Source organism: Superficieibacter sp. BNK-5 (assembly GCF_047456055.1).
In the GTDB taxonomy this organism is placed as follows: domain Bacteria; phylum Pseudomonadota; class Gammaproteobacteria; order Enterobacterales; family Enterobacteriaceae; genus Superficieibacter.
The window spans coordinates 2963160-2987014 of the sequence record NZ_CP179893.1; the positions used below are offsets into that span (position 1 = coordinate 2963160).

Genomic DNA, 23855 nt, shown 5'->3' on the forward strand with positions numbered 1-23855 from the left:
TTAATATTTGTCAAATCAGATGATTAAATTTTAAAATAATGTTGTTATCGTGATGCGGATCACTGTTCGACATAAAACCCGACAAACTATATGTAGGTTAATTGTAATGATTTTGTGAACATCCTATACTGCCGCCAGGTCTCCGGAATATCCTGCACTCCCGAGCCACCCAGCGTAAGCCTGCGTCGTTTGAACGGATCTCTACCGTTTTTATCCATGACGTCAGGTTATAGAAAGGACGCTGTCTGACCCGCACGCAGACCGGAGGAAGGGAACAATAAGAACAGCATGTGGGCGTTATTCATGATAAAAAATGTCAAAAAACAAAGACCTGTTAACCTGGATCTGACAACGATCCAGTTTCCTGTAACGGCTATAGCGTCCATTCTCCACCGCGCGTCCGGCGTGATCACGTTCGTGGCGGTTGGGTTGCTGTTGTGGCTGTTGGGCACCAGTCTCTCCTCGCCTGAAGGCTTTCTCACCGCAACGTCCATCATGGATAGCTTTTTCGCTAAATTCATTATGTGGGGCATTCTTACCGCGCTGGCGTATCACGCTGTCGGTGGGATCCGTCACATGCTGATGGATGTCGGTTATCTGGAAGAAACCTTTGCCGCAGGGCAGCGTACCGCCTGGCTTGCTTTTGTTATTACTGTCGTGCTTTCAATTCTCGCAGGAGTCCTCGTATGGTAAGCAACGCCTCAGCATTAGGACGCAATGGCGTACATGACTTCATTCTGGTTCGCGCTACGGCCATCATTCTGACTTTGTACATTATTTACATGGTCGGTTTCTTTGCCCTCACCAGCGACGTTACCTGGGAAGTCTGGTCTGGTTTCTTTGCTTCCGCTTTCACCAAAGTGTTCACCCTGCTGGCTCTGTTTTCTGTCTTGATCCATGCCTGGATTGGCATGTGGCAGGTGTTGACCGACTACGTTAAATCACTGGCGCTGCGTCTGACGCTGCAACTGCTTATTGTTATTGCGCTGGTGGCTTACGTTATTTATGGATTCGTTGTGGTGTGGGGTGTGTAATGAAACTGCCAGTCAGAGAATTTGATGCTGTAGTTATTGGTGCCGGTGGCGCGGGTATGCGCGCGGCGCTGCAAATTTCCCAGAGCGGCCAGACCTGTGCGCTGCTCTCTAAAGTTTTTCCAACCCGATCGCACACCGTATCGGCGCAGGGCGGGATCACCGTGGCGCTGGGCAATACCCATGAAGATAACTGGGAATGGCATATGTACGACACCGTCAAAGGGTCGGACTATATCGGTGACCAGGACGCGATTGAATATATGTGTAAAACCGGGCCGGAAGCGATTCTGGAACTCGAGCACATGGGCCTGCCGTTTTCCCGTCTTGACGACGGCAAGATTTATCAGCGTCCGTTCGGCGGCCAGTCAAAGAACTTCGGCGGCGAGCAGGCAGCTCGTACCGCGGCGGCGGCGGACCGTACCGGCCATGCGCTGCTGCACACGCTTTATCAGCAGAACCTGAAAAACAAAACCACCATTTTCTCCGAGTGGTACGCGCTGGATTTGGTAAAAAATGAAGACGGTGCCGTTGTCGGCTGTACCGCTCTGTGTATCGAAACCGGTGAAGTGGTGTACTTCAAAGCGAAAGCCACCGTACTGGCGACCGGCGGCGCGGGCCGTATTTATCAATCCACCACCAATGCGCACATTAATACCGGCGACGGCGTGGGCATGGCCCTGCGTGCAGGCGTTCCGGTGCAGGATATGGAAATGTGGCAGTTCCACCCGACCGGCATCGCTGGCGCGGGTGTACTGGTGACGGAAGGCTGCCGTGGTGAAGGTGGCTATCTGCTGAACAAACACGGCGAGCGCTTTATGGAGCGTTATGCGCCGAACGCCAAAGATCTGGCGGGGCGCGATGTGGTCGCGCGTTCTATTATGATCGAAATTCGTGAAGGCCGCGGCTGCGAAGGCCCATGGGGTCCGCACGCTAAACTGAAATTGGATCATCTGGGCAAAGAGGTTCTCGAATCTCGTCTGCCGGGTATTCTGGAACTGTCGCGCACCTTTGCGCACGTTGACCCGGTCAAAGAGCCGATTCCGGTGATCCCGACCTGCCACTATATGATGGGCGGTATTCCGACCAAAGTAACTGGTCAGGCGCTGACCGTGAACGAGCAGGGCGAAGACGTGGTGATCCCGGGCCTGTTCGCGGTCGGTGAAATCGCCTGTGTCTCGGTCCACGGTGCCAACCGTCTCGGCGGTAACTCGCTGCTGGATCTGGTGGTATTTGGCCGGGCGGCAGGGCTGCATCTGCTGGAGTCCATCGCCGAGCAGGGCGAACTGCGCGATGCCAGCGAAGAGGATATCGAAAAATCGCTGGAGCGTCTTAACCGCTGGAACAACAACCGCGACGGTGAAGATCCGGTGGTTATCCGTAAAGCACTGCAGGAATGTATGCAGCATAACTTCTCGGTATTCCGCGAAGGGGATGCGATGGCGAAAGGGCTGGAGCAGCTTAAACAAATCCGCGAGCGACTGAAAAACGCCCGTCTGGACGATACCTCCAGCGAGTTCAATACCCAGCGTGTTGAGTGCCTGGAGCTGGATAACCTGATGGAAACAGCGTATGCGACGGCTGTTTCCGCCAACTTCCGCACCGAAAGCCGCGGCGCGCATAGCCGCTTCGACTATCCGGATCGTGATGATGCAAACTGGCTGTGTCATAGCCTGTATCTGCCGCAATCGGAATCCATGACGCGTCGCAGCGTCAATATGGAGCCGAAACTGCGCCCGGCGTTCCCGCCGAAGATTCGTACTTATTAATGCGGAGACAGGAAGATGAAATTCGAATTCTCGATTTATCGCTATAACCCGGATGTTGACGACGCTCCGCGCATGCAGGATTACACCCTGGAAGGCGAAGAGGGTCGCGACATGATGCTGCTCGACGCGCTGATGCTGATCAAAGAGCAGGACCCCAGCCTGTCGTTCCGCCGCTCCTGCCGTGAAGGTGTCTGTGGTTCGGACGGTCTGAATATGAACGGCAAAAACGGCCTGGCCTGCATCACGCCGCTGTCAGCGCTGGGTAACGGCAAGAAGAAAATTGTTATCCGCCCACTGCCAGGATTGCCGGTGATCCGCGATTTGGTGGTGGACATGGGACAATTCTATGCACAATATGAGAAGATTAAGCCTTACTTGTTGAATAATGGGCAAAATCCACCCGCTCGCGAGCATCTTCAGATGCCTGAGCAGCGGGAAAAACTCGACGGACTGTATGAGTGTATTCTTTGTGCCTGTTGTTCTACGTCCTGCCCATCGTTCTGGTGGAATCCGGACAAGTTCATCGGCCCGGCAGGTCTTCTGGCGGCATATCGCTTCCTGATCGACAGCCGCGACACGGAAACTGATAACCGCCTTGAAGGATTAAGCGATGCTTTCAGCGTATTCCGCTGCCATAGCATCATGAACTGCGTCAGTGTATGTCCGAAAGGGCTGAACCCGACGCGCGCTATCGGGCACATTAAGTCGATGTTGTTACAACGTAGCGCCTGAGCCGTTAATGCCGGATGGCGACGCAAGCGTCTTATCCGGCCTACAAATGGTGGAATAGTAACGTAGGCCCGGTAAGCGCAGCGCCACCGGGCAAAGCAGGAAAAGTGCAGGAAACCTTTAAAAACTGCCGGATGGACTTTCTCCTTTCATAAAGGAAACGAGGCAGAACCAGGGGGAAACCCTCGGACAGTTTTTAAAGGTTCCTTCGCGGGCCAGTGTAGACAAGAGCTCGCAAGTGAACCCTGGGACGTGCGCCTTGCCGCGTGCGTTGTAGTTATCCACGGCGAAGTAAGCATAAAAATGCTTAAGGGATCACGATGCAGAACGGCGCAATGAAAGCCTGGCTGGACTCTTCTTACCTCTCTGGTGCTAATCAGAGCTGGATAGAACAGCTCTATGAAGACTTCTTAACCGATCCTGACTCTGTCGACGTCAAATGGCGTTCGATGTTCCAGCAGTTACCTGGCACCGGAGTTAAACCGGATCAATTCCATTCCAAAACGCGTGATTACTTCCGCCGCCTGGCGAAGGATGCCTCACGTTACACCGCGTCAGTGTCCGATCCTGATACCAATGTGAAGCAGGTTAAAGTCCTGCAACTGATCAACGCCTACCGTTTCCGTGGCCACCAGCATGCGAATCTCGATCCGCTGGGGCTGTGGAAGCAGGAGCGCGTGGCGGATCTTGACCCCTCATACCATGATTTAACCGAAGCCGATTTCCAGGAAACCTTTAACGTAGGGTCTTTTGCCATCGGCAAAGACACCATGAAGCTTGGCGATCTGATCGACGCCCTGAAACAAACCTACTGCGGTTCCATCGGCGCAGAATATATGCACATCACCTCCACGGAAGAGAAGCGCTGGATCCAGCAGCGTATTGAATCGGTGGCAGGCCACGCCAGCTTTAGCGTTGAAGAGAAAAAACGTTTTCTCAACGAACTGACGGCGGCAGAAGGGCTGGAGCGTTATCTGGGTGCGAAATTCCCCGGCGCGAAACGCTTCTCACTGGAAGGCGGTGACGCGCTGATCCCGATGCTCAAAGAGATGATCCGCCACGCCGGTAAAAACGGCACCCGTGAAGTGGTGCTGGGCATGGCGCACCGTGGTCGCCTGAACGTACTGATCAACGTGCTGGGCAAACAGTCACAGGATCTGTTTGACGAATTTGCCGGTAAACACAAAGAACATCTTGGCACCGGCGACGTGAAGTACCATCAGGGCTTCTCGTCAGATATCGAAACCGAAGGCGGACTGGTTCACCTGGCGCTGGCGTTTAACCCGTCGCACCTCGAAATCGTCAGCCCGGTGGTGATGGGGTCGGTACGCGCGCGTCTGGATCGTCTGGACGAGCCGAGCAGCAATAAAGTGCTGCCGATTACCATTCACGGCGACGCTGCGGTGACCGGACAGGGTGTGGTTCAGGAAACCCTGAACATGTCGAAAGCCCGTGGCTACGAAGTCGGCGGCACCGTGCGCATTGTGATCAATAACCAGGTCGGGTTTACTACCTCTAACCCGCTGGATGCGCGTTCCACGCCGTACTGTACCGATATTGGTAAAATGGTGCAGGCGCCGATTTTTCACGTTAATGCTGACGACCCGGAAGCGGTGGCCTTCGTGACCCGCGTGGCGCTGGAATTCCGCAATACGTTCAAACGTGATGTGTTCATCGATCTGGTCTGCTACCGTCGTCACGGCCATAACGAAGCCGATGAGCCAAGCGCTACCCAGCCGTTGATGTATCAGAAAATCAAAAAGCACCCGACGCCGCGTAAAATTTACGCTGATCGTCTGGAGCAGGATCGGGTTGCCACTCTGGAAGATGCTACCGAGCTGGTGAATCTTTACCGCGATGCGCTGGATGCCGGCGAGTGCGTGGTAAAAGAGTTCCGTCCGATGAATATGCACTCCTTTACCTGGTCGCCGTACCTTAACCACGAATGGGACGAAAGCTACCCGAACAAGGTAGAGATGAAACGCGTGCAGGAACTGGCGAAGCGCATCAGTACCGTGCCGGACGCGATTGAAATGCAGTCGCGCGTGGCAAAAATCTATGCCGATCGTCAGGCGATGGCGGCCGGTGAAAAACTGTTCGACTGGGGCGGTGCGGAAAACCTCGCTTACGCCACGCTGGTTGACGAAGGCGTTGCGGTGCGTATTTCCGGGGAAGACTCCGGTCGCGGTACCTTCTTCCACCGTCACGCAGTGGTCCATAACCAGGCCAACGGCTCAAATTACACCCCGCTGCAACACATTCACAATGCGCAGGGGCAGTTCAGAGTCTGGGACTCCGTGCTCTCTGAAGAGGCGGTGCTGGCCTTTGAATACGGTTACGCCACCGCCGAACCGCGCACGCTGACCATCTGGGAAGCGCAGTTTGGCGACTTCGCCAACGGCGCGCAGGTAGTGATTGACCAGTTCATCTCCTCCGGCGAGCAGAAATGGGGCCGGATGTGTGGTCTGGTTATGCTGCTGCCGCACGGCTACGAAGGGCAGGGACCGGAGCACTCCTCCGCGCGTCTGGAACGTTATCTGCAACTCTGCGCCGAGCAGAATATGCAGGTTTGCGTACCGTCCACCCCGGCGCAGGTTTACCATATGCTGCGTCGTCAGGCGCTGCGCGGTATGCGCCGTCCGCTGATCGTGATGTCGCCGAAATCGCTGTTGCGTCACCCGCTGGCGGTGTCCACCCTTGACGAACTGGCGAACGGCACCTTTATGCCCGCCATCGGCGAGGTGGATGAACTGGATCCGCAGGCGGTGAAACGCGTGGTCATGTGTTCCGGCAAGGTATACTACGATCTGCTGGAGCAGCGCCGTAAAAACGATCAAAAAGATGTCGCTATCGTGCGCATCGAACAGCTCTATCCGTTCCCGCATCAGGCGGTACAGGAAGCGCTGAAGCCATACGCCCACGTACATGATTTTGTCTGGTGCCAGGAAGAGCCACTTAACCAGGGCGCATGGTATTGCAGTCAGCATCATTTCCGTGATGTGGTTCCCTTTGGGGCAGCCCTGCGTTATGCAGGTCGCCCGGCCTCCGCCTCCCCGGCGGTAGGGTATATGTCCGTTCACCAGAAACAGCAGCAAGATCTGGTCAATGACGCGCTGAACGTCGATAAATTAAAGGATAAATAATGAGTAGCGTAGATATTCTTGTTCCCGACCTGCCTGAATCCGTTGCGGATGCGACTGTGGCCACCTGGCACAAAAAACCAGGCGATGCGGTTAAACGCGATGAAGTTCTGGTAGAAATCGAAACTGACAAAGTGGTACTGGAAGTACCGGCGTCGGCGGACGGCATTCTTGATGCCTTACTGGAAGATGAAGGGGCTACCGTTACCTCTCGTCAGATCCTGGGCCGCCTGCGCGAAGGCAACAGTTCTGGTAAAGAAACCAGCGAGAAATCCGAAGCGAAAGAATCGACCCCGGCTCAGCGTCAGCAGGCGTCGCTGGAAGAACAGAACAACGATGCGCTCAGTCCGGCGATCCGTCGCCTGCTGGCTGAGCATAACCTTGACGCCAGTGCCATCAAAGGCACCGGCGTGGGCGGACGTATTACCCGTGAAGATGTGGATAAACATCTGAACAACGCCCCGGCAAAAGCAGAACAGAAAGCGCCTGAAGCTGCTCCACAGGCGGCACCGCAACTGGGCAACCGCTCTGAAAAACGCGTGCCGATGACCCGCCTGCGTAAGCGTGTGGCCGAGCGTCTGCTGGAAGCGAAAAACTCCACCGCGATGCTGACCACCTTCAACGAAGTGAACATGAAGCCGATTATGGATCTGCGCAAGCAGTACGGCGACGCCTTCGAGAAACGTCACGGCATCCGTCTGGGCTTTATGTCCTTCTACGTGAAAGCGGTGGTGGAAGCGCTGAAACGTTACCCGGAAGTTAACGCCTCTATCGACGGCGACGACGTGGTGTATCACAACTATTTCGACGTCAGCATGGCGGTCTCCACGCCGCGCGGCCTGGTGACGCCGGTGCTGCGCGACGTTGACGCGCTGGGCATGGCTGACATCGAAAAACGCATTAAAGAGCTGGCGGTGAAAGGGCGCGACGGCAAACTGACGGTGGAAGACCTGACTGGCGGTAACTTTACCATTACCAACGGCGGCGTTTTCGGCTCTCTGATGTCTACGCCGATCATCAACCCGCCGCAGAGCGCGATCCTCGGCATGCACGCCATTAAAGATCGTCCGATGGCGGTCGCCGGTAAAGTTGAGATCCTGCCGATGATGTACCTGGCACTCTCTTACGATCACCGTCTGATCGATGGCCGTGAATCGGTAGGCTTCCTGGTGGCAATCAAAGAGCTGCTGGAAGACCCGACCCGTCTGCTGCTGGACGTGTAGTAATTAAGAATATCACCTGTCTGTAGGCCGGATACGCGTAGCGCCATCCGACCTTCAGGCACAATGATAACGATTATCTGAAGGATGGACAGAAGACATGAACTTACATGAATATCAGGCAAAACAACTGTTTGCCCGCTATGGTTTGCCTGCGCCAGTAGGTTATGCCTGTAACACGCCGCGCGAAGCTGAAGAAGCGGCCTCAAAAATCGGTGCTGGCCCGTGGGTGGTAAAATGCCAGGTTCATGCTGGCGGTCGCGGTAAAGCGGGCGGCGTGAAAGTGGTTAAAAGCAAAGAAGAGATCCGCGCCTTTGCCGAGCACTGGCTGGGCAAACGCCTGGTTACATATCAGACAGATGCGAACGGCCAGCCGGTCAACCAGATCCTGGTAGAAGCGGCGACCGACATTGATAAAGAACTGTACCTCGGCGCGGTCGTTGACCGTAGCTCCCGCCGCGTGGTCTTTATGGCCTCCACCGAAGGCGGCGTGGAAATTGAAAAAGTCGCGGAAGAAACCCCGCATCTGATCCACAAAGTCGCGCTCGATCCGCTGGCGGGTCCGATGCCGTACCAGGGCCGCGAACTGGCGTTCAAACTGGGTCTGGAAGGCAAGCAGGTTCAGCAGTTCACCAAAATCTTTATGGGACTGGCGACCATTTTCCTTGAGCGCGATCTGGCCCTGATCGAAATCAACCCGCTGGTGATCACCAAACAGGGCGACCTGATCTGCCTCGACGGCAAACTGGGCGCGGACGGCAACGCGCTGTTCCGCCAGCCGGATCTGCGCGAAATGCGCGATAACTCGCAGGAAGATGCCCGTGAGTCTCAGGCGGCGCAGTGGGAACTGAACTACGTGGCGCTGGATGGCAACATCGGCTGTATGGTCAACGGCGCAGGTCTGGCGATGGGCACCATGGACATCGTTAAGCTGCACGGCGGCGAACCGGCTAACTTCCTTGACGTGGGCGGCGGCGCGACCAAAGAGCGCGTGACCGAAGCGTTCAAAATTATCCTCTCTGACGACAACGTCAAAGCGGTACTGGTCAACATCTTCGGCGGCATCGTGCGCTGCGATCTGATCGCTGACGGCATTATTGGCGCAGTAGAAGAAGTCGGCGTGAATGTGCCGGTGGTGGTGCGTCTGGAAGGTAACAACGCTGAACTGGGCGCGAAACGCCTGGCGGACAGCGGCCTGAATATTATTGCAGCGAAGAGTCTGACGGATGCAGCCCAGCAGGTCGTTGGCGCAGTGGAGGGGAAATAATGTCAGTTTTAATCGATAAAAACACCAAAGTGATCTGCCAGGGTTTCACCGGAAGCCAGGGGACATTCCACTCCGAACAGGCGATTGCCTACGGCACGCAGATGGTCGGCGGCGTAACGCCGGGCAAAGGCGGCACTGAGCACCTCGGCCTGCCGGTATTCAACACCGTGCGTGAAGCGGTAGAGGCTACCGGCGCGACCGCCTCGGTGATCTACGTTCCCGCACCGTTCTGCAAAGACTCAATTCTTGAAGCCATCGATGCGGGCATCAAACTGATCATCACCATCACCGAAGGTATCCCGACGCTGGATATGCTGACGGTGAAAGTGAAGCTGGACGAAGCGGGCGTGCGCATGATCGGGCCGAACTGTCCGGGCGTGATCACCCCAGGCGAATGCAAAATCGGCATCATGCCGGGCCACATTCACCAGCCGGGTAAAGTGGGTATCGTTTCCCGTTCCGGTACGCTGACCTATGAAGCGGTTAAGCAGACCACCGATTACGGTTTTGGCCAGTCCACCTGCGTGGGCATCGGCGGCGACCCGATCCCTGGCTCTAACTTCATCGACATCCTGAAGCTGTTCCAGGAAGATCCGCAGACCGAAGCGATCGTCATGATCGGCGAGATCGGCGGTAGCGCGGAAGAAGAAGCGGCGGCTTATATCAAGGATCATGTGACCAAGCCGGTGGTCGGCTACATCGCTGGCGTGACCGCGCCGAAAGGGAAACGTATGGGCCATGCGGGCGCGATCATCGCGGGCGGCAAAGGTACGGCAGATGAAAAATTCGCTGCGCTGGAAGCGGCGGGCGTGAAAACCGTGCGTAGCCTGGCAGATATCGGCGAAGCGCTGAAATCTATCATTAAATAAAATCTCTGCTCCCCGCCAGAGGGAGCGTGTTTTCGACATGGTTGGCCGCTGAACAGCGGCCTTTTTTATGGCCGGTTACCGTCCGCGTTGCGCCACCAGGGTGAATTTATAATCGTCGCTTCTGAAGACATTACGGCTGTACTCAAACACTCTGCCGTCTTTGAGAAAGCCGCGTGAAATTTTCTCGAGAATTGGTTTTTGTGCATCGATTGACAGCGCCGCGATGGCTTCCTCAGACGGCATCGCCGGCACCAGTTCCTGCTCGCTGCGATCGATGACCATTTTTTTGATCTGCTCAATATAATGGTATTTCGAGTTTTCCATTACTTCCCACGTCAGATCCGCAAACATCGCCAGCGGCATCCAGGTCTCTTCCAGATTCACCGGTTTGTGATTAATAAACCGCACCCGCTTAATGTGCCAGACCTTTTCCTCAGCCGCGAGCTGGAGCTTTTCCGCCAGCCAGGGTTCGGCCTTAATCACTTCAAAAACTTTCACGTCGCTGTGGGTCGCGACGTTTCGGTCGGCCAGTTTTTCATAAAAGCTGGTCAGGCGGTAAATATCGTAATTAACCCGCTCTTCTTTCACGTAAGAGCCGCTGCCCTGGATGCTTTCAATGATTGACTCGGCGGTCAGCTGTTTCAGCGCCTGACGCACGGTCACGCGGCTGACGTTGAACTGCGCCTGTAGCTCGGATTCCGTCGGCAGCGCGTCTCCGGGTTTCAATTCGCCGCACTGAATACGCTCGCGCAGGGTATCGGCGATCTGTCGGTACATCGGTTTACTGGACATAGGCGTGGCACCAAAATAATACCTTTCGGCCGATTATCCGGGTTGTGGCTTGAATGTAAACAATACAAATAAGATACAAATTATTACGTAAAGTGAAAGTGATCACATAAATGTATTATTTACTCTGGCATTCTCATGTCTGAATGCCGCCTGGCGGCACGTACTTCTCTTAACAAAGTGAGGATCATGATGAACCTGACGACCCTGACGCATCCGGACGCCCTCTGCCTGCAAACGCGGTTTGCCAGCCGCGATGACGCCATACGCGCGCTGGCGACGCGCCTGGCGGATCTGAGCAAAATTAATAATCTTGACCATTATCTGAACGACGTATTCGCCCGTGAAGCGCAGGGGCCGACCGCGCTGGGCGAAGGGCTGGCGGTGCCGCACGGAAAAAGCGAGGCGGTGCAGGAGGCCGCGTTCGCCGTCGCTACGCTTAGCGAACCGGTGAGCTGGGAAGGCGTTGATGGACCGGAAGAGGTCAATATCATTGTCTTACTGGCGATCCCGCCCGCCGAGGCTGGCTCGACCCATATGCAACTATTAACCGCGCTGACCAGCCGTCTGGCGGATGATGAGGTTCGCGCCGCGGTGAGCGCCGCGACCAGCCCGGCGCAGCTTTTGCAGGCGCTGGGTTTGCCGCAGGAAAAGGGGGAAGAGGCACCGATTGCCGTCGACACACCGGTGATCGTCTGCGTTACCGCCTGTCCCGCCGGGATCGCGCATACCTATATGGCGGCGGAATATCTGGAAAAGGCCGGGAAAAAGCTCGGCGTGCAGGTGTATGTCGAAAAGCAGGGTGCGAACGGCATTGAAAGTAGGCTAAGCGCTGAACACCTGAACGCCGCGCAGGCCTGCATTATCGCGGCGGAAGTCGCTATTAAAGAGGCGGAGCGTTTTATCGGTATTCCCATGCTCAACGTGCCGGTGGCGGAACCGATTCGCCACGCGGAGGCGCTGATCCAGCAGGCGCTGGCGCTGAAACCGTCGACGCAGCCGCGTGCCGCCGCGTCGCAGACGGAGAATAAAAAGAGCGTCAAAACGGAATTAAAGCAGGCGTTGCTCAGCGGTATCTCCTTTGCCGTGCCGCTGATTGTCGCGGGCGGGACGGTACTTGCCGTTTCCGTGCTGCTGGCGCAAATGCTGGGCTTACAGCACCTGTTCGACCAGGAAAACTCGTGGCTGTGGCTGTATCGCAAACTCGGTGGCGGCATTCTCGGCACGCTGATGGTTCCGGTCCTGGCCGCGTACACCGCGTACTCTCTGGCTGATAAACCGGCGCTGGCACCGGGCTTTGCCGCCGGATTAGCGGCCAACATGATTGGCTCCGGTTTTCTGGGCGCGGTGGTCGGCGGGCTGATCGCCGGTTATCTGATGCGCTGGGTAAAAGAACATATCCGCCTGGGCAGCAAATTTAACGGCTTTCTGACCTTTTACCTTTATCCGGTACTCGGCACGCTGGTGGCGGGCAGCCTGATGCTGTTCGTGATTGGCGAACCGGTGGCGTGGATCAATAACGGTCTGACCGCGTGGTTAAACGGCTTGTCGGGCACTAACGCGCTGTTGCTCGGGGCGATCATCGGCTTTATGTGCTCCTTCGATCTTGGCGGTCCGGTAAATAAAGCAGCCTACGCATTTTGCCTCGGCGCGATGGCTAATGGCGTCTTCGGCCCGTATGCCATTTTCGCCTCGGTCAAAATGGTCTCGGCGTTTACCGTTACCGCTTCAACGATGCTGGCACCGCATCTGTTTAAAACCTTTGAAATTGAAACCGGGAAATCGACCTGGCTGCTGGGGCTGGCGGGGATCACCGAAGGGGCGATCCCGATGGCGATTGAAGATCCGCTGCGGGTCATTGGCTCTTTTGTCCTCGGCTCGCTGGTCACCGGGGCGATAGTCGGCGCAATGCATGTCGGGCTTTCGACGCCCGGCGCGGGGATCTTCTCGCTGTTCCTGCTACACGATGCCGATATGGGCAAGGCGATGGCGGCGGCAGGGTGGTTCGGTGCCGCGCTGATCGGAACCGCCATTTCAACCTGCGTGCTGCTGCTCTGGCGTCGTCAGGCGGTGCGGGCCGGTAAATATACGCCTGACAGCGTAATGCCATAATTTTGACTTACTCAGGAAACGAAGATGAAAGCTGTATCTCGCGTTCACATTACGCCGCATATGCACTGGGACCGGGAGTGGTATTTCACCACCGAAGCGTCCCGTATTTTACTGGTCAATAATATGGAGGAGATCCTCTCCCGTCTGGAGCAGGATGCCGACTATAAATATTACGTTCTGGACGGACAAACGGCGATCCTCGAAGACTACTTTGCCGTTAAGCCGGAAAATAAGCCGCGCGTCAGGGCGCTGGTGCAGGCGGGCAAATTGATTATTGGCCCCTGGTATACCCAGACCGATACCACGATCGTCGCGGGCGAATCCATTGTACGTAATCTGCTGTATGGAATGCGCGACTGCCTGGCCTTTGGCGAGCCGATGAAGATTGGCTATCTGCCGGACTCGTTCGGGATGTCGGGGCAACTGCCGCATATCTATAACGGCTTTGGCATCAAACGGGCGATATTCTGGCGCGGCTGCTCCGAGCGTCACGGGACGGATAAAACCGAGTTTCTGTGGCAGAGCGGCGAGGGCAGTGAAGTGGTGGCGCAGGTGCTGCCGCTGGGCTATGCGATTGGTAAATATTTACCCGAAGATGGAGAGGGTCTGCGCAAGCGCCTCGACAGCTACTTCGAGGTACTGGAGAAGGCGTCGCTCACTAAAGAGATCCTGCTGCCAAACGGCCATGACCAGATGCCGCTTCAGCAAAATATTTTTGCGGTGATGGCGAAGCTCCGTGAGATCTACCCGCAACGTGAATTTGTGATGAGTCGTTTTGAAGAGGTCTTTACGCGTATTGAACAGCAGTGTGAAAAGCTGGCGACGCTGAAAGGCGAGTTTATCGACGGCAAATATATGCGTGTCCACCGCACTATTGGCTCCACGCGAATGGACATCAAAATTGCCCATGCGCGCATCGAAAATAAAATCGTCAATATCCTGGAGCCGCTGGCGACGCTGGCCTGGACGCTGGGGTTTGAGTATCAGCATGGGCTGCTGGAGAAAATGTGGAAAGAGATCCTTAAAAACCACGCCCATGACAGCATCGGCTGCTGCTGTAGCGACAAAGTCCACCGGGAGATCATGTCTCGCTTCTGGCTGGCGGAGGATATGGCCGATAACCTGATCGGCTTTTATATGCGCAAAATTGTCGACAATATGCCAGCGCAGGATAATGACAAACTTACGCTGTTTAACCTGATGCCCTGGCCACGCGATGAAATCATCAATACCACGATCCGCCTGCGCGCCAGCCAGTTCCGCTTGTTGGATAGCGAAGGTCATGAGGTGGCGTATTATATTCGCGATCGGCGGGAAATCGATCCGGGGCTGGTGGACAGACAAATTGTGCATTACGGCAACTACGATCCCTTTATGGAGTACGACATCCAGTTCAGGCAGGTACTGCCCGCGATGGGCTATCTGACGTTGCATATCGTTACGGGGGAGGAGAGTCAGCCGCTGCCCGTTATCGCCCATCACGATGCATTACTGGAAAACGACTACTGGCGCATGACGCTTAATGACGACGGCACGCTCCGCATGGCGGATAAAGAGAGCGGCCTGATTTATGATCGGGTGCTGGAGTTTGAAGACGGTTCCGACGATGGCGATGAGTACGACTATTCCCCGTTGCGCGAAGAGTGGTTATTAACCTCTGCGGGTGCACCGCATCACGTTGAGGTCATACACGACGTCTGGCAGAGCAGGGCAGTGATCCAGAGCGAAATGGCCGTTCCTGTTAATCTGGCAGAAAGGGCGGCCCATCTCTGCTCGGGAACGCTGTCGATCAAGACCACAATCACCCTGAGTCACCACAGCCGACGCGTGGATTTCGACGTTTGTCTTATTAATCAGGCTGACGATCATCGCCTGCGGGTGCGCATTCCGGTGCCTTATAAAACGGATAAGGTACTGACTGATACTCAGTTCGGCTCACTCTCGCGCCCGGTACAAGACGAGGCGATGAATCACTGGCAGGATGAAGGCTGGAAAGAAGCGCCGGTGCCTGTCTGGAACCTGCTTAACTATGCGGCGCTCTCGCACGAAGGGAATGGTTTGGCGCTATTTACGGAAGGACTGCGTGAAATTGAAATCATCGGCGAAACCCGGAGTACCTTTGCGCTGACATTGCTGCGCAGCATGGGGCTACTGGGTAAAGAAGATCTGCTGCTGCGTCCGGGACGGCCTTCCGGGATAAAAATGCCGGTCCCGGATTCGCAATTGCGTGGCGAACTGCGCTGTCGCTTCAGCCTGTGGCCTTTCTGTGGTTCGCCGCTGAATGCAGGCGTTGCTCAGCAGGCCCGACGCTGGCTGACGCCGGTGCAGTGTTACCATAAGATGCCGTGGGATGCGATGAAGCTCAATCGCAGCACTATTACTACCCCGGAACGCTACTCGCTTTTCAGCATGCCGGCGACGGGCTGCCAGTTGAGCGTACTGAAAAAAGCGGAAGATCGGGATGAACTGATTATTCGCCTCTTTAATCCGTCCGAGAGTGAAAACAGCGAAACGCTGTTGAGGTTCAATCAGCACCAGCCTCACTGTCAGGAAACGGCACTGGATGAGCAACCGCTGGCGTCAGGGGCCGATATCACCGCACAGCCGGTAAGATTCAGGCCGGGACAGTCAAAAACGTGGAGCATCGCCCTCAAATAGCGCACGACATTTGGACGGATGCCACCTGCGGGTGGCTTTATTATTCACGGTAATAATCAACCTGATGTGTTAATTTTTAAACTGTACATAGTAAATAAAATGTAATAACTCTCCCTTTTCCTGCAATCGGCACAAAATAATGTGATCTACCTGACGTTATTACATGCCTGTCAGATGCCGTTATTCTCTTTTTATTAAATTCATTTGGCTTTTTTGCCTCAATATCCAATAATTTATCACTACTGATATCATTAAAGATCATGGCATTAACATAAATTTCACGATGCGCTTTAAATGCCTACATGATTAACAAAATGGCAAAAATTGATTTATATCAAAAAGTAATCCTTTGATAAAATCACGGAAAAGAGCTAAATTGTTGCAGATCAAACAAGCTCTATAATCGTAAAATGGGCAGATATTGATCGGCATCGAAAATCGTAAAATTACTCGATAAAAACCTGTTTATTGTAAGGGTTTTACAGCGTAGTATATTTGCGGGATCAATTTGAGTTTTTTATTAACGTATTTGTAACTTTTCAAGCAGCCTGGCATAACGATTTGAAAAAATCCGCCTCCTGCGGCAGAAAAGTCACAGATAATTTGTATTGGGGCATGCGTGTGATCCTGTTTGATGGGGTTCACTCTCGGAGTCTTCATGCGATGAGCAAGGAGTCATAATGTTAGATATAGTCGAACTGTCGCGCTTACAGTTTGCCTTGACTGCGATGTACCACTTTCTGTTTGTGCCGCTGACGCTGGGTATGGCGTTCCTGCTGGCCATTATGGAAACGGTTTATGTCCTTTCCGGCAAACAGATTTATAAAGATATGACCAAATTCTGGGGCAAGTTGTTTGGTATCAACTTCGCGCTGGGTGTGGCTACCGGTCTGACTATGGAGTTCCAGTTCGGGACTAACTGGTCTTACTACTCTCACTACGTGGGCGATATCTTCGGTGCGCCGCTGGCCATTGAAGGGCTGATGGCCTTCTTCCTTGAGTCCACCTTTGTCGGTCTGTTTTTCTTCGGCTGGGATCGCCTGAGCAAAGTTCAGCACATGGCGGTTACCTGGCTGGTGGCGCTCGGCTCTAACCTCTCTGCGCTGTGGATCCTCGTCGCTAACGGCTGGATGCAGAACCCTATCGCATCGGATTTCAACTTCGAAACCATGCGTATGGAAATGGTCAGCTTCTCCGAGCTGGTGCTCAACCCTGTCGCGCAGGTGAAATTCGTCCACACCGTTGCCTCTGGTTACGTCTGCGGTGCGATGTTCATTCTGGGTATCAGTGCTTACTACCTGCTGCGCGGTCGTGACATTGCGTTTGCCAAACGTTCCTTTGCTATCGCGGCCAGCTTCGGTATGGCGGCGGTGCTCTCTGTTATCGTACTGGGTGATGAATCCGGCTACGAAATGGGCGACGTGCAGAAGACGAAACTTGCTGCTATCGAAGCTGAATGGGAAACCCAGCCGGCACCAGCGTCCTTTACGCTGTTCGGTATTCCCGATCAAGATTCGCAGGAAAACCATTTCGCCATTCAAATTCCTTACGCGCTGGGCATTATCGCCACCCGCTCTGTCGACACGCCGGTTATCGGCCTGAAAGACCTGATGGTGCAGCATGAAGAGCGTATTCGTAACGGGATGCGGGCGTATCACCTGCTGGAAGAACTGCGTGCTGGCTCTACCGATCAGGGCGTGCGTGAACAATTTAATAATGTGAAGAAAGATCTGGGTTATGGTCTGCTGCTCAAGCGCTATACCGAGAACGTGACTGATGCGACCGAAGCGCAAATCCAGCAGGCAACGAAGGATTCTATCCCTCGCGTGGCACCGTTGTACTTTGCTTTCCGTATCATGGTGGCCTGTGGCGTACTGATGCTGCTGATCATCGCCGCGTCGTTCTGGAGCGTGATCCGCAACCGTATCGGGCAAAAACGTTGGCTGCTGCGTACCGCGTTCTATGCCATTCCGCTGCCGTGGATCGCTATCGAATCCGGCTGGTTTGTCGCTGAATACGGTCGTCAGCCGTGGGCTATCGGTGAAGTTCTGCCGACCGCCGTGGCGAACTCATCATTAACGCCGGGCGATTTGATCTTCTCTATGCTGTTAATTTGCGGCCTGTACACACTGTTCCTGGTGGCAGAGTTGTTCCTGATGTTCAAATTTGCCCGCCTTGGCCCGAGCAGCCTGAAGACCGGTCGTTATCACTACGAACAGTCCACCGTCGCTTCCCAGCCGGCACGCTAAGACAGGAGTCGTCAAATGATCGATTATGAAGTATTGCGTTTTATCTGGTGGCTGTTGATTGGCGTTCTGCTGATTGGTTTTGCAGTCACTGACGGCTTCGACATGGGGGTGGGCATGCTCACTCGTATCCTCGGTCGTAATGACACCGAGCGTCGAATCATGATTAACTCCATCGCCCCGCACTGGGACGGTAACCAGGTGTGGCTGATCACCGCCGGTGGCGCATTATTCGCCGCGTGGCCGATGGTCTACGCCGCGGCGTTCTCCGGCTTTTATGTCGCGATGATCCTGGTGCTGGCATCGCTGTTCTTCCGCCCGGTAGGCTTTGACTACCGTTCGAAGATTGAAGTGTCGCGCTGGCGCAACATGTGGGACTGGGGCATTTTCATCGGTAGCTTCGTGCCGCCGCTGGTGATTGGCGTGGCGTTCGGCAACCTGTTGCAGGGCGTACCGTTCAACGTCGATGAATATATGCGTCTGTACTACACCGGTAACTTCTTCCAGTTACTCAATCCGTTTGGCCTGCTGGCGGGTGTGGTCAGCGTGGCGATGATCATTACTCAGGGCGCAACCTATCTGCAGATGCGTACCGTGGGCGAGCTGCATTTGCGCACTCGCGCGACTGCGCAAATTGCAGCCCTGGTCACGCTGGTGGGTTTTGCTCTGGCAGGCGTGTGGGTGATGTACGGTATTGATGGTTATGTGGTGACATCCGCAGTCGATCATCACGCTGCCTCCAACCCGCTGAGCAAAGAAGTGGTGCGTCAGGCTGGCGCATGGCTGGTTAACTTCAATAATATGCCAGCCCTGTGGCTCATTCCTGCGCTGGGCGTAGGCCTGCCGCTGCTGACCATCCTGCTTTCACGTTTGGGAAGAGGGGCGCTGGCGTTTGTCGTCTCGTCATTAACCCTGGCCTGTATCATTCTGACGGCGGGTATCGCGATGTTCCCGTTCGTGATGCCGTCCAGCACCATGATGAATGCAAGCCTGACAATGTGGGATGCGACATCCAGCCAGATGACGTTAAACCTGATGACCTTTGTTGCGCTGGTTTTCGTGCCGATCATTCTGCTCTACACCGCATGGTGTTACTGGAAAATGTTTGGTCGCATCACCAAAGAACATATCGAAAGCAACACTCACTCTATGTACTAAGTAAGGAGCACATTATGTGGTATTTCGCATGGATCCTCGGAACGCTTCTTGCCTGTGCATTCGGCGTGATCACCGCCCTGGCGCTGGAACACGTTGAAGCGTCGAAAGCGGGTGAAGAAAGACTCTGATGGTAAAAATTATCGCGACGCTGTATGCGGTAATGGATAAGCGCCCGCTACGGGCGCTTTCTTTGATCATGGCATTAGTGCTGGCAGGCTGTATGTTCTGGGATCCGACCCGCTTTGCGGCGAAGACCAGTGAACTCGCCATCTGGCACGGCTTAGTATTAATGTGGGCAGTCTGCGCCGGCGTGATTCACGGGGTGGGGTTCCGTCCGCGAGCCATTATCTGGCAGGGCGTTTTTTGCCCACTACTCGCTGATTTTGTCCTGATTACCGGCTTGATTTTTTTCTTTAATTGAGCAAGTACACATCTTTACGTTTATGGGCTTGCAAAAGCCCATAAATTTTTACTCTACGTTTACGTCAACCCATTCCAAACCACCTTTCCCGCGCGTATAGTAGCGAAGTTTGAAAGCGCTAACCTTATTGCGTTACTGGGATGTAAAGTGAATACAACGCTGTTTCGATGGCCGGTACGTGTCTACTATGAAGATACTGACGCCGGTGGTGTGGTTTACCACGCCAGCTACGTGGCTTTTTATGAAAGAGCTCGCACGGAGATGCTGCGCCACCATCACTTTAGCCAGCAGGTACTGTTGGCTGAGCGAGTTGCCTTTGTGGTGCGTAAAATGACTATTGATTATTTTGCGCCCGCCAGACTCGATGACATGCTCGACGTTCAAACGGAAATAACATCGATGCGTGGTACCTCGCTGGTGTTCACGCAGCGTATCGTCAACGCAGAGAACACGATCCTGAACGCAGCTGAAGTTCTTATCGTCTGTGTTGATCCACTCATAATGAAGCCTCGTGCGCTTCCCAAGTCTATTGTCGCGGAGTTTAAGCAGTGACTGACATGAATATCCTTGATTTGTTCCTGAAGGCTGGCCTTCTGGTGAAACTAATCATGCTGATTTTGATGGGTTTTTCAATCGCATCATGGGCCATCATCATCCAGCGAACTCGTATTCTCCGTGCTGCCACGCGTGAAGCGGAAGCATTTGAAGACAAATTCTGGTCGGGCATCGAGCTGTCTCGTCTTTACCAGGAGAGCCAGGGCCGTCGCGATAGCCTTGCCGGGTCCGAACAAATTTTTTACAGCGGCTTTAAAGAATTTGCCCGTCTGCACCGCGCCAACAACCATGCACCCGAAGCGGTGGTGGAAGGGGCCTCGCGGGCGATGCGTATTTCAATGAACCGCGAGCTGGAAACGCTGGAAACGCACATTCCTTTCCTGGGCACAGTCGGTTCCATCAGCCCGTATATCGGCCTGTTCGGCACCGTATGGGGGATCATGCACGCCTTTATCGGTCTCGGCGCGGTGAAACAGGCTACCCTGCAAATGGTTGCACCAGGCATCGCAGAAGCGTTGATCGCCACGGCAATCGGTCTGTTTGCCGCCATCCCGGCGGTTATGGCTTACAACCGTCTGAACCAGCGCGTCAACAAGCTGGAACTTAACTACGACAACTTTATGGAAGAGTTCACCGCCATTCTGCACCGTCAGGCGTTTACCAGTAGCGAGAGCACTAAGGGGTAAATCATGGCTAAAGCACGTGGAAGAGGTCGCCGCGAACTGAAGTCTGAGATCAACATCGTACCGTTGCTGGACGTGTTACTGGTACTGGTGCTGATTTTTATGGCCACCGCGCCGATTATTACTCAGAGCGTCGAGGTGGATCTGCCTGAAGCGACCGAAACGCAGGCTGTCAGCACAAATGACGATCCGCCGATTATCGTGCAGGTTTCTGGTGTAGGGCAGTACAGCGTCAAGGTGGGTCAGGAAGAGCTTCCGCAGTTGCCGCCTGAACAGGTTATTGCCGAAGCCCAGAGTCGCATGAAGGCGAATCCGAAAGCGGTCTTCTTAATTGGTGGCGCGAAAGACGTGCCATATGATGAAATTATTAAAGCGCTGAACCTGCTACATACTGCGGGTGTGAAATCGGTTGGTTTGATGACGCAGCCTATTTGATCATCTGCATACTCCTGACGTTAATACGGCAGGTAGCGGGCAAACTGTTTTTGGGAACCGAGAGTGTCAAAGGCAACCGAACAAAACGACAAGCTTAAACGCGCGATCATCATCTCGGTCGTACTGCACATCATTTTGATTGCGGTACTGATCTGGGGATCGTTCGACGAGCATATTGAAGCTTCTGCGGGTGGGGGAGGTGGCTCCTCTATCGACGCAGTAATGGTCGATTCCGGCGCGGTTGTTGAACAATATAACCGTACTAAAGCACAGGATGCGAGTGCCAAACGTGCTGCTGAGCAGCGGAAAAAGCAGGAGCAGCAGCAGGAAGAAGAACTGCGTCAACAGCAGGCGGCAAAACAGGAAGAACTGAAAAAGCTGGAGCAGGAACGTCTGGCCGCCCAGGAAAAAGCACGCGAGCAGGCGGAAGAGCAGAAGCAGGCTGAAGCGAAAGCGCAGCAAGCGAAAGAGCAGCAAAAGCAGGCTGAGGAAGCTGCGGCGAAGGCTGAAGCTGCTGCAAAAGCGAAAGCCGATGCTCAGGCGAAAGAAGCAGCCGAAGTGGCCAAAAAAGCCGCTGCGGACGCGAAGAAACAGGCCGAAGCTGAAGCAGCCAAAGCCGCTGCGGACGCGAAGAAACAGGCCGAAGCTGAAGCAGCCAAAGCCGCAGCCGATGCGAAGAAACAAGCGGATGCTGCCAAAGCGGCCGCCGATGCGCAGAAGAAAGCGGAAGCTGACGCGGCTAAAAAAGCCGCTGCTGAGAAAGCGGCCGCTGAGAAAAAAGCGGCAGATAAGGCTGCTGCCGACAAAGCTGCCGCAGATAAAAAAGCGGCGGCGGATAAAGCTGCGGCGGATAAGAAAGCCGCTGACAAGGCTGCTGCGGATAAAGCGGCGGCCGATAAAAAAGCCGCGGCTGCGAAAGCGGCTGCCGATAAGAAAGCAGCTGCAAAAGCGGCTGCCGATAAAGCCGCCGCTGAAGCGGATGATCTCTTTGGCGATCTCAGTTCCGGTAAGAATGCACCGAAAACGGGTAATCCTTCCTCGCCAGGACAGGGCAATAATAAAGCAAATGGCCCTACCCAAGGCGAAATTAATGATTACGGTTCGCAAGTTCAGGCAGCAATTAAGAATTACCTGCATGACTGGAGTAGTTATCAGGGTAAAGTTTGTACCTTGCGTATCCGGCTGGCAAGAGATGGGACGCTGCTTGATGCTAAGATAGAAGATGGAGATCCAGCATTTTGTCAGGCTATGCTTGCAGCCACCAATCGAATGTCCAAATTCCCTAAACCTCCGAGTGAAGGGATTTATGAGACTTTCAAAAATGCGCCAATGGATTTTAAACCTTAAGCCATTTCTTCCTATGCAAACAAGGAAAAATAGACCAGGTTTAGTCGCAGGGTGAAAGTAGTTTTGTCCATTTTAGTTTGTTAACATTCTGCTAAATTATCGTGGGCTTTCCGCCTGGATAAGGGAGATATGATGAAGCAGGCATTACGAGTAGCATTTGGTTTTCTGATGCTGTGGGCAGCAGTGCTGCACGCGGAAGTACGTATTGAGATCACCCAGGGGGTGGACTCAGCACGCCCAATTGGCGTTGTGCCATTCCAGTGGGCGGGGCCGGGTGCCGCGCCTGAAGATATTGGCGGTATCGTTGCAGCGGATTTACGTAACAGCGGTAAATTTAACACGTTAGATCGCACCAAGCTGCCACAGCAGCCGGGCACGGCGCAGGAAGTTCAGCCAGCTGCATGGTCAGCGCTGGGCATTGATGCTGTTGTTGTCGGCAAGGTTTCACCTAATCCTGACGGTAGCTACAGTGTCTCCTATCAGCTCGTCGATACTGGCGCGGCTGCAGGTAGCGTGCTGGCACAAAACACCTACAAAGTGAACAAGCAGTGGCTGCGTTACGCAGGTCATACCGCCAGCGACGAAGTATTTGAAAAGCTGACCGGTATCAAGGGCGCGTTCCGTACTCGTATCGCCTACGTAGTGCAGACCAACGGCGGCCAGTTCCCGTATGAACTGCGCGTCTCTGACTACGATGGCTACAACCAGTTTGTGGTTCACCGTTCGCCGCAGCCGCTGATGTCTCCGGCCTGGTCTCCGAAAGGCGATAAACTGGCTTACGTAACCTTCGAAAGCGGTCGTTCTGCGCTGGTTATCCAGACGCTGGCTAACGGCGCTGTACGTCAGGTTGCTTCCTTCCCGCGTCATAACGGTGCGCCGGCATTCTCACCGGATGGCAGTAAACTGGCTTTCGCCCTGTCGAAAACCGGTAGCCTGAATCTGTACGTGATGGATATTGGTTCTGGCCAGATCCGCCAGGTCACCGACGGTCGCAGCAATAACACTGAACCAACCTGGTTCCCGGACAGTCAGAACCTGGCATTCACCTCTGACCAGGCAGGTCGTCCGCAGGTTTATAAAGTGAATGTTAATGGCGGCGCGGCTCAGCGTATTAGCTGGCAGGGTTCACAAAACCAGGATGCGGATGTAAGCACCGATGGTAAATTTATGGTAATGGTAAGCTCCGATGGCGGACAGCAACACATTGCCAAACAAGATCTGGTAGCGGGTGGCGTACAGGTTCTGTCGTCAACGTTCCTGGATGAAACGCCAAGTCTGGCACCTAACGGCACTATGGTAATCTACAGCTCTTCTCAGGGGATGGGATCTGTGCTGAATCTGGTTTCAACAGATGGGCGTTTCAAAGCGCGTCTTCCGGCAACTGATGGTCAGGTTAAATTCCCTGCCTGGTCGCCGTATCTGTGAT

Annotated in this window: 20 protein-coding genes; 19 read left to right on the forward strand and 1 reads right to left on the reverse strand. The window is 54.5% G+C overall.

The features are described from left to right. Nucleotides 1–288 precede the first annotated feature (288 nt). From sdhC to sucD, 8 genes are all read left to right on the forward strand, one after another. On the forward strand, nt 289–693 hold the full coding sequence (gene sdhC, locus ACMGGS_RS14210) for a succinate dehydrogenase cytochrome b556 subunit (protein ID WP_414163172.1): 405 nt from the start codon (nt 289–291) through the stop codon (nt 691–693). Next, nucleotides 687–1034 (forward strand): succinate dehydrogenase membrane anchor subunit, encoded by a 348-nt coding sequence (gene sdhD / locus ACMGGS_RS14215; RefSeq protein WP_194205478.1) that lies wholly within the window; start codon nt 687–689, stop codon nt 1032–1034. The genes sdhC and sdhD overlap by 7 nt, the downstream gene beginning before the upstream one ends. Next, nucleotides 1034–2800: a succinate dehydrogenase flavoprotein subunit gene (gene sdhA, locus ACMGGS_RS14220; protein ID WP_176920469.1), complete on the forward strand. Its 1767-nt coding sequence runs from the start codon at nt 1034–1036 to the stop codon at nt 2798–2800. Before sdhD ends, sdhA begins: the two co-directional genes overlap by 1 nt. Nucleotides 2801–2815: 15 nt before the next feature. Then, on the forward strand, nt 2816–3532 hold the full coding sequence (locus ACMGGS_RS14225) for a succinate dehydrogenase iron-sulfur subunit (RefSeq protein ID WP_176920470.1): 717 nt from the start codon (nt 2816–2818) through the stop codon (nt 3530–3532). Nucleotides 3533–3849: 317 nt separating this feature from the next. Beyond that, complete coding sequence (sucA, locus tag ACMGGS_RS14230) at nt 3850–6672, forward strand: 2-oxoglutarate dehydrogenase E1 component (protein ID WP_414163173.1); 2823 nt, start codon at nt 3850–3852, stop codon at nt 6670–6672. Continuing rightward, nucleotides 6672–7892 carry a 2-oxoglutarate dehydrogenase complex dihydrolipoyllysine-residue succinyltransferase gene (odhB, locus tag ACMGGS_RS14235; protein ID WP_276164298.1) on the forward strand — a complete coding sequence of 407 codons (1221 nt, stop codon included), beginning with the start codon at nt 6672–6674 and terminating at the stop codon, nt 7890–7892. Before sucA ends, odhB begins: the two co-directional genes overlap by 1 nt. A gap of 97 nt (nt 7893–7989) precedes the next feature. After that, nucleotides 7990–9156, forward strand: a complete 1167-nt coding sequence (sucC, locus tag ACMGGS_RS14240; protein ID WP_414163174.1) for an ADP-forming succinate--CoA ligase subunit beta — start codon at nt 7990–7992, stop codon at nt 9154–9156. Beyond that, nucleotides 9156–10025, forward strand: coding sequence for a succinate--CoA ligase subunit alpha (gene sucD / locus ACMGGS_RS14245; protein ID WP_176920473.1), 870 nt, complete (start codon nt 9156–9158; stop codon nt 10023–10025). Before sucC ends, sucD begins: the two co-directional genes overlap by 1 nt. A gap of 75 nt (nt 10026–10100) precedes the next feature. Here sucD and ACMGGS_RS14250 read toward each other — a convergent pair whose 3' ends face one another. Further along, complete coding sequence (locus ACMGGS_RS14250; protein WP_414163175.1) at nt 10101–10817, reverse strand: GntR family transcriptional regulator; 717 nt, start codon at nt 10815–10817, stop codon at nt 10101–10103. Between the two features lie 189 nt (nt 10818–11006). Here ACMGGS_RS14250 and mngA point away from each other — a divergent pair, with 189 nt between their 5' ends. The 11 genes from mngA (at nt 11007) to tolB (ending at nt 23854) form a co-directional block, all read left to right on the forward strand. Then, nucleotides 11007–12926: a PTS 2-O-a-mannosyl-D-glycerate transporter subunit IIABC gene (gene mngA / locus ACMGGS_RS14255; RefSeq protein WP_414166282.1), complete on the forward strand. Its 1920-nt coding sequence runs from the start codon at nt 11007–11009 to the stop codon at nt 12924–12926. Nucleotides 12927–12950: 24 nt separating this feature from the next. Beyond that, a complete protein-coding gene (gene mngB, locus ACMGGS_RS14260) occupies nt 12951–15584 on the forward strand; it encodes a mannosylglycerate hydrolase (RefSeq protein ID WP_414163176.1) in 2634 nt (877 codons plus the stop codon). 680 nt (nt 15585–16264) lie between these two features. Beyond that, on the forward strand, nt 16265–17833 hold the full coding sequence (gene cydA / locus ACMGGS_RS14265) for a cytochrome ubiquinol oxidase subunit I (RefSeq protein ID WP_194205481.1): 1569 nt from the start codon (nt 16265–16267) through the stop codon (nt 17831–17833). 15 nt (nt 17834–17848) lie between these two features. Beyond that, complete coding sequence (gene cydB, locus ACMGGS_RS14270; protein WP_414163177.1) at nt 17849–18988, forward strand: cytochrome d ubiquinol oxidase subunit II; 1140 nt, start codon at nt 17849–17851, stop codon at nt 18986–18988. Between the two features lie 14 nt (nt 18989–19002). Next, entirely contained in the window at nt 19003–19116 is a 114-nt protein-coding gene (cydX, locus tag ACMGGS_RS14275; RefSeq protein ID WP_176920478.1) for a cytochrome bd-I oxidase subunit CydX, read from the forward strand. Continuing rightward, nucleotides 19116–19409, forward strand: a complete 294-nt coding sequence (gene ybgE, locus ACMGGS_RS14280) for a cyd operon protein YbgE (protein WP_414163178.1) — start codon at nt 19116–19118, stop codon at nt 19407–19409. The genes cydX and ybgE overlap by 1 nt, the downstream gene beginning before the upstream one ends. A 147-nt stretch (nt 19410–19556) precedes the next feature. After that, nucleotides 19557–19961 (forward strand): tol-pal system-associated acyl-CoA thioesterase, encoded by a 405-nt coding sequence (gene ybgC, locus ACMGGS_RS14285; protein ID WP_176920480.1) that lies wholly within the window; start codon nt 19557–19559, stop codon nt 19959–19961. Then, complete coding sequence (tolQ, locus tag ACMGGS_RS14290) at nt 19958–20650, forward strand: Tol-Pal system protein TolQ (RefSeq protein WP_176920481.1); 693 nt, start codon at nt 19958–19960, stop codon at nt 20648–20650. Before ybgC ends, tolQ begins: the two co-directional genes overlap by 4 nt. Nucleotides 20651–20653: 3 nt before the next feature. Further along, nucleotides 20654–21082: a colicin uptake protein TolR gene (tolR, locus tag ACMGGS_RS14295; protein ID WP_276164306.1), complete on the forward strand. Its 429-nt coding sequence runs from the start codon at nt 20654–20656 to the stop codon at nt 21080–21082. A gap of 63 nt (nt 21083–21145) precedes the next feature. Further along, nucleotides 21146–22429: a cell envelope integrity protein TolA gene (gene tolA, locus ACMGGS_RS14300; protein WP_414163179.1), complete on the forward strand. Its 1284-nt coding sequence runs from the start codon at nt 21146–21148 to the stop codon at nt 22427–22429. Nucleotides 22430–22561: 132 nt separating this feature from the next. Further along, nucleotides 22562–23854 (forward strand): Tol-Pal system beta propeller repeat protein TolB, encoded by a 1293-nt coding sequence (tolB, locus tag ACMGGS_RS14305; protein WP_414166283.1) that lies wholly within the window; start codon nt 22562–22564, stop codon nt 23852–23854. Nucleotide 23855: the final 1 nt, after the last annotated feature.